Source organism: Frateuria sp., assembly GCF_013362045.1.
Classification (GTDB): domain Bacteria; phylum Pseudomonadota; class Gammaproteobacteria; order Xanthomonadales; family Rhodanobacteraceae; genus Frateuria_A.
This window is the reverse complement of sequence record NZ_JABFWW010000035.1, coordinates 1-9,390: the sequence shown is the minus strand read 5'-3', so window position 1 is coordinate 9,390 and position 9,390 is coordinate 1. Positions and strand designations below refer to the sequence as shown.

Genomic DNA, 9,390 nt, shown 5'->3' with positions numbered 1-9,390 from the left:
GCGTCGAAGAACCGTCGCGCCTGGGCATCGTCATCGGCGGCGATGGAAAGCGACACGCCCTTGAACTCCGGATGTCCAGCGGCATAGCCGTCCGAAGCCATCACCTGCGACTGGCCGATCTGCAGGCAGGCGTGCATGACCTTGTCCGCCGCCGGCGTGCCGCCCGGGCAACCGGCCCCGGCCGCAGGCGCATCGCTGTAGTGCATCAACATGACCACCTGCGCGCCGAGCGCCTGGCGGTAGAACGCCACCGCTTCCTCGCAGCGGCCGTCGAAGAACAGATAGGGCTGGACCTGCATGGGGATGTCCTCGTCGTGGATGGAAGAGTACGGAGCCTCGCGGGGGCTTCCATCACCATGACGAACGGGGCGCCGCCGAATCGACAGGGCCGATGCCGGGAGCAGCTTCTCACGCATACGCCACCTGGCCGGCAGTCGAGGCCACCGTCGGCTCCAGGCATCCGCGAGGAAGGACCGCCTGCTCCGCCGCTCAGCCGCCGGCAGGGACCACGGCCGGCGCTACCGCTGGCGCCGGCGTGCCGGTCAGCTGGCGGGCCAGCGCATACAGCACGCGCAGGTCCTGCGCATCCAGCGCGTCGCCTTCCATGCCGCGGAAGTGGTGGTGGAAGGAGCGCACCGCGGCGGTGCGGTCGTCCAGCGGATAACCCACCAGCGCCAGCGCCATCCACGGATCGAAGCCGGGCGGCGGGTCCAGCAGCGGCCCGCGCGGCCACAGGCCGTAGCCGGCCTCGGCCAGGCGTTGCCAGGGGAACAGCGGGCCGGGGTCGTCCTTGCGGCCGGGCGCCAGGTCCTCGTGGCCGAGGATCTGCGTGGGCGGGATGTGCAGGCGCGTAGTGAGGTCGGCGAGCAGGCGCAGCAGACTGGCGATCTGCGCGTCGGCGAAGGGCGAATGGCCGTTGTTGTCCAGCTCGATCCCGATCGAGGCGGAATTGAGGTCGGTAATGGTGCCCCAACGCCCTGGCCCGGCCTGCCAGGCGCGCTCGCTGTCGGCCACCAGCTGGTAGATCGCGCCGTCGCTGCCGACCAGGTAGTGCGCGCTCACCGGCCCGCCGCTGTTGGCGGTGCGCAAGGTGTGCAGGCTTTCCTGCACGGACGCCTGGTCGGTGAAGTGGATGACGATCGCCACCGGCCGGCGCTGGTCGTAGTTGGGCGACGGCACCCAGCGCGCCATGGGATTGCGCACGGGCCCGCACGCTGCCAGGCCGGCGAGCAGCGCCAGCAGCAGGCAACGGCTTGCGTGGTACCGGAACGCGTACCCGGAGCGGAAAAGGGACACGGCGATCGCCTTGCAGCGGAAAGCGCCGAACCTGCCGCAGCCGAACGGGTGCGTCAAGGGCGGATGGTTGGGTGCTCCGGCCACCGCACAGCGCCCAGGCGAACCACGCCCGAGCCGGCACGACCCCGTTCGACAGCCCGGCCGCGCCTGTTATGGTTGCCGGTGGCGGCCGCGTGCCTGCACCACACCCAAGGGGAACCCAGACGATGCCCGCAAACACCTCAGCGAACCCGTCCCGCCATGCGTTGCGCGCGCTGCCGGCAGTCGCCCTGCTCGCGTTCGGCCTGATCGGCGCGGCCCGCGCGGCCACGCCCGAGCAGGCGCGCTGGAAGCAGGAGGCGCAGGCCGTCACGATCACCCGCGACGACTTCGGTATAGCCCACGTGCACGGCAAGACCGACGCCGACGCGGTGTTCGGCATGGTCTACGCACAGGCCGAGGACGACTACAACCGGGTGGAGACCAACTATCTCAACTCGCTGGGCCGGCTGGCCGAGGCCGAGGGCGAATCGGCGATCTGGTCGGACCTGCGCCAGCAGCTCTTCATCGATCCGGTGGAACTGAAGAAGCTCTACGCGCAGAGCCCGGCCTGGCTGAAATCGCTGATGGACGCCTGGGCCGACGGCCTCAACTACTACCTCTCCACGCACCCGGACGTGCACCCTCGCGCGATCACGCATTACGAGCCGTGGATGGCGCTGAGCTTCACCGAGGGCAGCATAGGAGGCGACATCGAGCGGGTGTCGCTGAAGCAGCTGCAGGCGTTCTACGGCAAGCCGCAGGACGCGCCCGTGCCGATGGCGATGGCCCAGGCGCATCCGAGCTGGGTGGAACCGACCGGCTCCAACGGCATCGCCATCGCGCCGAAGCTCACCGCCGACGGCCATGCGCTGCTGCTGATCAACCCGCACACCTCGTTCTTCTTCCGCTCCGAACTGCAGATGACCTCGGACGCGGGGCTGGACGCCTACGGCGCGGTGACCTGGGGCCAGTTCTTCGTCTACCAGGGCTTCAACCACCACATCGGCTGGATGCACACCTCCACCGGCGCCGACGTGGTGGACGAGTTCGCCGAGACCATCGTGCACAAGGACGGCAAGCTCTACTACCGCTACGGCAAGGAGCTGCGGCCGGTCGCCGAGCGGCAGATCACCATCGACTACCGCGCGAAGGACGGCTCGATGGCCAAACGCAGCTTCACCGCCTACTTCACCCACCACGGCCCGATCGTGCGCGAGGCGGACGGCAAGTGGATCGCCGAGGCACTGATGAACCGGCCGATCCCCGCGCTGGAACAGAGCTGGCTGCGCACCAAGGCGCACGACTACGCCAGCTACATGAAGGTCGCCGAGCTCAAGGCCAATTCCTCCAACAACACGCTGTTCGCCGACGACAAGGGCGAGATCGCCTACCTGCACCCGCAGTTCATCCCCAAGCGCGACGACCGCTTCGACTACACCAAGCCCGTCGACGGCGCCGACCCCGCCACCGACTGGCAGGGCCTCACGCCGCTGGACCAGGCGCCGCACGTGCTAGATCCGGCCAACGGCTGGGTCTACAACACCAACAACTGGCCCTACTCCGCCGCCGGCAAGGACAGCCCGAAGAAAGCCGACTACCCGCGCTACATGGACAGCTTCGGCGAGAACCCGCGCGGCCTGCACGCCATCCGCGTGCTCACCGGAAAAAAGGACTTCACCCGCGCCTCGCTGCTCGATGCCGCCTTCGATTCCTACCTGCCGGCGTTCGCTCGGCAGATCCCGATCCTGCTGGCCGACTACGACGCGCTGCCCGCAAGCGATCCGCTCAAGCAGAAGCTCGCCGGCCCCATCGCCATGCTGCGCCACTGGGACTACCGCTGGGGCATCGCCTCCATGCCCACCTCGCTGGCGGTGTTCTGGGGCGACACGCTTTGGGACGAAGTAAGCAAGGCGGACACCGCCGAGGGCCTGTCGATCTACGACGCGATGGCCCAGAAGGCAGGACCGAAAATGCGCCTGCACGCGCTGGCCGAAGCGGTCGACCGGCTCCAGGCCGACTTCGGCCACTGGGGCGTGCCGTGGGGCGAGATCAACCGCTTCCAGCGCATCAACGGGGACCTCGTGCAGCCCTTCGACGACAGCAAGCCGAGCATCCCGGTGCCGTTCACCTCCTCGCGCTGGGGCTCGCTGGCGTCCTTCGGCGCGCACCGCTGGCCGGGTACCAAGCGCTACTACGGCACCAGCGGCAACAGCTTCGTGGCGGTGGTGGACTACGGCCCCAAAGTGAGCGCGCGCGCGATCACCGCCGGCGGCGAGAGCGGCCATCCGGACTCACCGCACTTCAACGACGAAGCCGAGCGCTACACCACCGGCAACCTGCGCGAGGTGTACTTCTGGCCCGAGCAGCTGAAGGGCCACACCGAGAAGGTCTACCACCCCGGCCAGTGATCGCCACCGGTCCGCAGGAGCGTCACGCTCCTGCGGACGAGGCTCGCCTAGCGCAGGCCGACCGTGCCTTCTGCGGCCTTGACGAGCTTGGCCGGGTCGTAGCCGACGCCATCCTTGAACACGACCTCGACGTTCTCGATGTCCCGGATGTGCTCGGCCGGGTCGCCCCTCACCAGCACCAGGTCCGCTGCCTTGCCCGCCTCGACGGAGCCGATGGACTTCTCCTCGCCCAGGAAGCGCGCACCGTTCATGGTGGCGACCCGGATCGCCTGCACCGGGCTGAATCCGGACTCCACCAGCAATTCGACCTCGCGCTGGTCGCCATAGCCTGCGATCACGCCGCCGTAGCCGGTCGGGTCGAGGCCCGCCAGCAGCGTGCCGCCCTGTTCCGCGAAGGCGTGCTCGAAGTCCTCCTCCAGCTTGAACAGCCTCGGCCAGGGCGAGCCGGTCCGCGCGGCGATGCGCTCGCGGGTCTTGAGGTATTCCGCGCGCGCCTCCGGCAGCATCGCGTCGAGCACGCGCGCATCCGTCGGGGCGCGGCCGGGCACCGAGGTTTCGAATACGGGCAAGGTCGAGGTGACCGCGACGTGCCTGGCCACCAGGTAGCGGATCAGCTGTTGAAGCCGGGGATCGGAAATGCTCATCTTGGCCAGCTGATCGAGCGCCGGCTTGCCCTCGGGGCAGACGTCGGCCTGCTTGCCCGGAACGAATTCCGTGTCGACCAGCAGGCCGTGTTCCAGGTCGTCGATCCCCAGGTCGGCCGCTTCGCGGAAACCGATCGAGCAAAGGTGGCCGGTGACCTTGATGCCCCTGGCGTGCGCAGCGTCGATGGCAGCCTTCAGCTCGGCGCGGGTGATGTGCATGTACGCCTTGAACGAGGTGGCACCCTCGCCGATCCAGTAGTTCACCGTGTCGCGGGCGTCGTCGACACCGGCCAGTTCGTGCATGTCCGGCGTGAAGCTGCCGGCGCCTTCGAGATAGGGGCCGGTGGTATGCATCTTCGGGCCGGGAATCGCGCCGGCATCGATCGCCTTCTTGAGCGCAAGGTCGGTGTAAGGCTCGATGCTGCCGGTGGTGCGGATGGTGGTGACGCCGCCGGCGAGGTAAAGCTTGGGGAAGCTCGACACCTGCTCGGGATACAGCGCATCCTTCGCCGCAGGGTTCACCCGCGGCGCCGGGTAGAACATGTGGTCGTGCATGCCCACCAGGCCGGGGATGAGCGTGCGCCCGCTGCCGTCGATGATCGTGGCGCCGGCCGGCACGGCGGCATGCGCGCCGACCGCGGCGATCCTGCCGTCGCGCAGCACCACCGTCTGGTCTTCGCGGACAGCGGTGCCGTTGCCGTCGATCACGCGCACGTGGGTGATCGCCAGCAGCGGCTGTCCATACTTCACGTAGGCCTGCGTGTTCGCCGAGAGCTGCGGCACCTGCGCCTGCGCCGGGGCAGCCAGGCACGCGGCGAGCGCGGCGACGGGCACGACGGAGCGGCGTGCGAAGCGCACTGGGGCACGGGACAGGCGGCGGTGGGCTGGAACGTGCATGGGGCTATCCTCGACATGGCGCAGCAGGCGCTGCCTCGCGCCGCACTGTGCCACAGCGCGGCGCGCACGATTGACATGCCGGCCAACGCCTCCATGTGATGGATCCTGGTACCCGCTCCGGAATTCCCATGCCTGCTCCTACCCCGCTGCGTATCGATTTCGTCTCGGACGTTTCCTGTCCCTGGTGCGCGATCGGCCTGGCCGCGCTCGAACAGGCGCTCGAGCGGCTCGACGGCATCGTGCAGCCGCAGATCCACCTGCAGCCGTTCGAACTCAACCCGCAGATGTCCGCCGAGGGCGAGGACGCCACCGAACATCTGATGCGCAAGTACGGCATCGACGAGGCACAGGTGGATGCCAACCGCGCGGTCATCCGCGAACGCGCCGCGGCATTGGGGTTTGCCTTCAACATGCGCCGGGGCAGCCGCGTATACAACACCTTCGACGCGCACCGCCTGCTGCACTGAGCGGAACTGCAGGGGCGCCACCTGGCACTGAAGAAAGCACTGCTGCGCGCCTATTTCAGCGACGGCGAGGACGTCGCCTCGCACGATGTGCTGGTACGCCTGGCCGGCGAGGCAGGGCTCGGCCGCGACGAAGCGCGCCAGGTCCTGGAGGGTGGGGCCTACGCTGCCGAGGTACGCACGCAGGAGCGCTTCTTCCAGCAGCGCGGCATCCATTCGGTGCCGGCGACCATCGTCAACGGTACGCATCTGATCCCCGGCGGGCAGCCGCCGGAAGTGTTCGAGCGCGCTCTGCGCGAGATCGCCGCGGCGGCCACGGTGTGAATGGACGGATGGACGGCCATTCATGCACCTGCATCCATCCGCCCTGTTCCGCCCGTTCGTGGTACTGCTGCTGGCCGCGTGCAGCGCGGGCGGCGACGTCACCCGGCCGATCCCGACCCTGTTCGTGCCCGCCGCGCAACCGGCGCACCGCCTGGTGGTGATGCTGCCGGGGCGTGGCGACGACCTCGATTCGCTTGTGCACCGTGGCATCGCGCAACGGATTCACCGGCAATGGCCGGATGCGGACGTCATCCTCACCGGCCTCACCCTGCCGTTCTACCGGCAGGGCCGCGCAGTCCAACGCCTGCACGAGGAAGTCCTGGCGCCGTCCCGCAAGCGGCGCTACGACCAGGTCTGGCTGGCCGGCATTTCGCTGGGCGGGATGGGCGCGCTCCTGTACGATGACGCGTATCCGGACGAGGTCGATGGCCTGCTGCTGATATCGCCCTACCTGGGCGACCGGACGCTCTATCGCGAGATCCAGGCCGCAGGCGGCCTGGCCCGCTGGCAGGCGGGGAGCGGACGGCACGGCCAGGATGCGTTCCAGCGCGAGCTGTGGCGCTCCATCCAGCGCTGGTCCGGCCATCCCGGCCGTACGCGTTCGGTGTGGCTTGCCTACGGGGACCGGGAGCGCTTCCGCGAGCGCATCGGCCTGCTGGCGGCGCAGTTGCCCCCCGACCACGTGTTCAAGCTGCCAGGCCGTCACAACTGGACGCTGTGGATGCCGGCGGCAAGCACGCTGCTGGAACATGCGGGGCGCGGCAAACCGAGCACCAGGCTCCGCCCGGCCGCGAGTGAACTACCCGCGGCTGGGGATCTTGAGGCCGCGCTCCACCGCCGGTCGCGCCAGTCCGCGCTCCAGCCACGCCGGCACGTTGGTCAGCGTGTCGAAATGCACCAGGTCGCGCGCCTCGTAGAAGCCAACCAGGTTGCGCACCCAGCCGAGCGTGGTGATGTCGGCGATGCTGTAGTCCTCGCCCATCAGCCAGGGGCGCCCGTCCAGGCGCGCTTCCAGCATGCCGAGCAGGCGGCGCGATTCATCGACGTAGCGCTTGAGCGGCCGCTTGTCCTCGTACTCCCGGCCGGCGAATTTATGGAAAAAGCCCACCTGCCCGAACATGGGCCCGATCGCCGCCATCTGGAAGAACACCCACTGGATGGTCTCCCACCGCAGTGCCGGATCGGGCGAGAGGAACAGGCCCGTCTTGTCGGCGAGGTAAAGCAGGATCGCGCCCGACTCGAACAGGCCGATCGGCTCTCCGCCGGGCCCATCCGGGTCGATGATCGCCGGGACCTTGCCGTTGGGGTTGAGCGAAAGGAATTCCGGCGTCTTGTTCTCGTCGCACATGATGTCGACCAGGTGCGGCTCGTACGCCAGCCCGGTCTCTTCCAGCATGATCGACACCTTCACCCCATTTGGCGTGTTGAGCGAATAGAGCTGGATGCGCTCGGGATGCCGCGCCGGCCAGCGCGCGGTGATCGGGAAGGCGGACAGATCAGGCACGACGGACTCCTTGGACGGGCATCCAGAGCGACATGGGGGCTGCCTCGCGCCATCGCAACCAGCGGCGGTTGCACCAGGCTCGCGCGCGCTGTCCGGACACGCGCCTTGATCGAACACGACGGGTTGGACAACTTGAATTTGGCCTAGCTGCCTCGATCGATCGGCGACGTGTCGCCACCGCATCGAGAACCTTGCCGCAGGTGCCTGGCAGCGCGTGGTCGTGGCTCGCTCAACTGCCCTCGCCCGTGTGGGCGTGCTGCTGCATGACGTCCAGCGCGAGCGCCGAGTGGGCATAGGCACCGCCGGCACGCATTTCGGCGGCCACCCAGATCGCTTCCATGATCTGCCGTTCGCTGGCGCCTTGCCTGAGCGCCTCGGCAGTGTGGCCCTTGATGCAGTATGGGCATTGGGTGACGTGCGCTACCGCCACCGCGATCAGCTGCTTGGTCTGCGCCGGCAACGCGCCATCGGCGAACACCGCGGCACTGAAGGCCTTGAAGGCCTGCAACGGCTCCGGCGCCAGCTCGCGGCGCTTGCGTGCGAGCTCGGCGGTGGATTGGGGATACATCGGCTGGCTCATGGCTCCTCCTGGTGGATGCAACGAATGCCTCATCGTCCGGCCACCGGCGTTCCTCGTCCAGTTCGGCGGGTCGCCCGCAGGGAGCTTTGTGCCAGCTCGTTGTCGATCCGGCGCGCGGTGGAACGGCCCGCAACGATGCGATCCCGCTCCAAGCCGTGCGACCGGACGTTGATGCAGATCAGGCACGGGTTCCGCGGCGCCGCGCGGCGCATCCGACACGAAACTGACGGATCCACGGCGGCGTCCGCCCCCCTCGCAAGCCGGCTTGGGGCCAAGGGCGGCGCGCCTGCTAAAATCACCCGGCTGCGCCGTCAGGCGCGCCATCAACCTTTTGGAGGACGCATGGGATTCCTGCACGGCAAGCGTGCCCTGATCGTCGGCATCGCCAGCCAACGCTCGATCGCCTGGGGCATCGCCAACGCGATGCATCGTGAGGGCGCACAACTGGCCTTCACCTATCAGAACGAGCGGCTGAAGGACCGCGTCGACGAGGCGGCCAATGCATTCGGCTCCAACATCGTCCTGCCCTGCGACGTCGCCGAGGACGGGCAGATCGAGCAGATGTTCGGCGCACTGGGCCAGCATTGGGACGGTTTCGACATCCTGGTGCATTCGGTGGGTTTTGCCCCGCGCGAGGCACTGCAGGGGCAGTACCTGGATAACCTCACCCGCGAGAACTTCACCATCGCGCACGACATCTCCAGCTACAGCCTGGCCGCGCTGGCCAAGGCGGCGCGGCCGATGATGGCCGGCCGCGGCGGCGCCATCCTCACGCTCACCTACCTGGGCGCCGAGCGCGCGCTCAACAACTACAACGTGATGGGCCTGGCCAAGGCCAGCCTGGAAGCGAACGTGCGTTACCTGGCCTTCAACCTCGGCCCGGAAGGCACTCGCGTGAACGCGATTTCGGCCGGCCCTATCAAGACCCTGGCTGCCGCCGGCATCGCGAATTTCCGCAAGATGCTCGACCACGTGGACGAGAACGCGCCGCTGCGCCGCAGCGTCACCATCGACGAGGTCGGCAACGTGGGTGCCTTCCTGTGCTCGGACCTGGCCTCGGGCGTCACCGGCGAGATCACCTACGTGGATGCCGGCTACAACATCCTGGGCATGACCGGCATCTGAGCCTGCTCGACACGGATAAAGAAAGGCGGCCGCATGGCCGCCTTTTTTTTTGTTGCCGCAGAATCTGACGGCAAGGCCAGCCCGGGCTGCCTCCCGCCCTTGCGGCGCGTTACATCCGTTCCCTAGC

General features: G+C 68.4%; 8 protein-coding genes and 1 pseudogene. 3 read left to right on the top strand and 6 right to left on the bottom strand.

Features of this window, described 5'->3' with window-relative positions; translation table 11 throughout:
* Together HOQ08_RS01820 and HOQ08_RS01815 are read right to left on the bottom strand one after the other, a co-directional pair.
* Positions 1–416 (bottom strand): VOC family protein (locus HOQ08_RS01820; RefSeq protein ID WP_291190706.1); only part of this gene is annotated, 416 nt, incomplete at its 3' end.
* Positions 417–489: 73 nt separating this feature from the next.
* Complete coding sequence (locus tag HOQ08_RS01815) at positions 490–1,296, bottom strand: N-acetylmuramoyl-L-alanine amidase (RefSeq protein ID WP_291190703.1); 807 nt, start codon at positions 1,294–1,296, stop codon at positions 490–492.
* Positions 1,297–1,502: 206 nt separating this feature from the next.
* Here HOQ08_RS01815 and HOQ08_RS01810 point away from each other — a divergent pair, with 206 nt between their 5' ends.
* Positions 1,503–3,725: a penicillin acylase family protein gene (locus HOQ08_RS01810; RefSeq protein WP_291190701.1), complete on the top strand. Its 2,223-nt coding sequence runs from the start codon at positions 1,503–1,505 to the stop codon at positions 3,723–3,725.
* 47 nt (positions 3,726–3,772) lie between these two features.
* Here the strand turns inward: HOQ08_RS01810 and HOQ08_RS01805 are convergent, their stop codons facing one another.
* Positions 3,773–5,266, bottom strand: coding sequence for an amidohydrolase family protein (locus HOQ08_RS01805; protein WP_291190698.1), 1,494 nt, complete (start codon positions 5,264–5,266; stop codon positions 3,773–3,775).
* A 98-nt stretch (positions 5,267–5,364) separates the two neighbouring features.
* On the opposite strand from HOQ08_RS01805, the pseudogene HOQ08_RS01800 reads away from it, so the two are divergent.
* Positions 5,365–6,054: pseudogene (locus HOQ08_RS01800) on the top strand (DsbA family oxidoreductase).
* On the opposite strand, the gene HOQ08_RS01795 reads toward HOQ08_RS01800, so the two are convergent.
* The 3 genes from HOQ08_RS01795 to HOQ08_RS01785 all read right to left on the bottom strand — a co-directional run bounded on the left by HOQ08_RS01795 (position 5,966) and on the right by HOQ08_RS01785 (position 8,138).
* Entirely contained in the window at positions 5,966–6,805 is an 840-nt protein-coding gene (locus tag HOQ08_RS01795) for a hypothetical protein (protein ID WP_291190694.1), read from the bottom strand. The pseudogene HOQ08_RS01800 and the gene HOQ08_RS01795 sit on opposite strands and share 89 nt — an antisense overlap.
* Positions 6,806–6,853: 48 nt before the next feature.
* Positions 6,854–7,558 carry a glutathione S-transferase N-terminal domain-containing protein gene (locus tag HOQ08_RS01790; RefSeq protein ID WP_291190691.1) on the bottom strand — a complete coding sequence of 235 codons (705 nt, stop codon included), beginning with the start codon at positions 7,556–7,558 and terminating at the stop codon, positions 6,854–6,856.
* Positions 7,559–7,787: 229 nt separating this feature from the next.
* Positions 7,788–8,138: a carboxymuconolactone decarboxylase family protein gene (locus tag HOQ08_RS01785; RefSeq protein ID WP_291190688.1), complete on the bottom strand. Its 351-nt coding sequence runs from the start codon at positions 8,136–8,138 to the stop codon at positions 7,788–7,790.
* A 342-nt stretch (positions 8,139–8,480) separates the two neighbouring features.
* On the opposite strand from HOQ08_RS01785, the gene HOQ08_RS01780 reads away from it, so the two are divergent.
* On the top strand, positions 8,481–9,263 hold the full coding sequence (locus tag HOQ08_RS01780) for an enoyl-ACP reductase (RefSeq protein ID WP_291190686.1): 783 nt from the start codon (positions 8,481–8,483) through the stop codon (positions 9,261–9,263).
* The last annotated feature ends 127 nt before the right edge of the window (positions 9,264–9,390 follow it).

What these genes read in the sequence shown, in the direction of transcription:
- HOQ08_RS01810 (WP_291190701.1), top strand. Translation starts at nt 1,503, where the DNA reads ATGCCCGCAAACACCTCAGCGAACCCGTCCCGCCATGCGTTGCGCGCG.
- HOQ08_RS01805 (WP_291190698.1), bottom strand. Translation starts at nt 5,266, where the DNA reads ATGCACGTTCCAGCCCACCGCCGCCTGTCCCGTGCCCCAGTGCGCTTC.
- HOQ08_RS01795 (WP_291190694.1), bottom strand. Translation starts at nt 6,805, where the DNA reads ATGTTCCAGCAGCGTGCTTGCCGCCGGCATCCACAGCGTCCAGTTGTG.
- HOQ08_RS01785 (WP_291190688.1), bottom strand. Translation starts at nt 8,138, where the DNA reads ATGAGCCAGCCGATGTATCCCCAATCCACCGCCGAGCTCGCACGCAAG.
- HOQ08_RS01780 (WP_291190686.1), top strand. Translation starts at nt 8,481, where the DNA reads ATGGGATTCCTGCACGGCAAGCGTGCCCTGATCGTCGGCATCGCCAGC.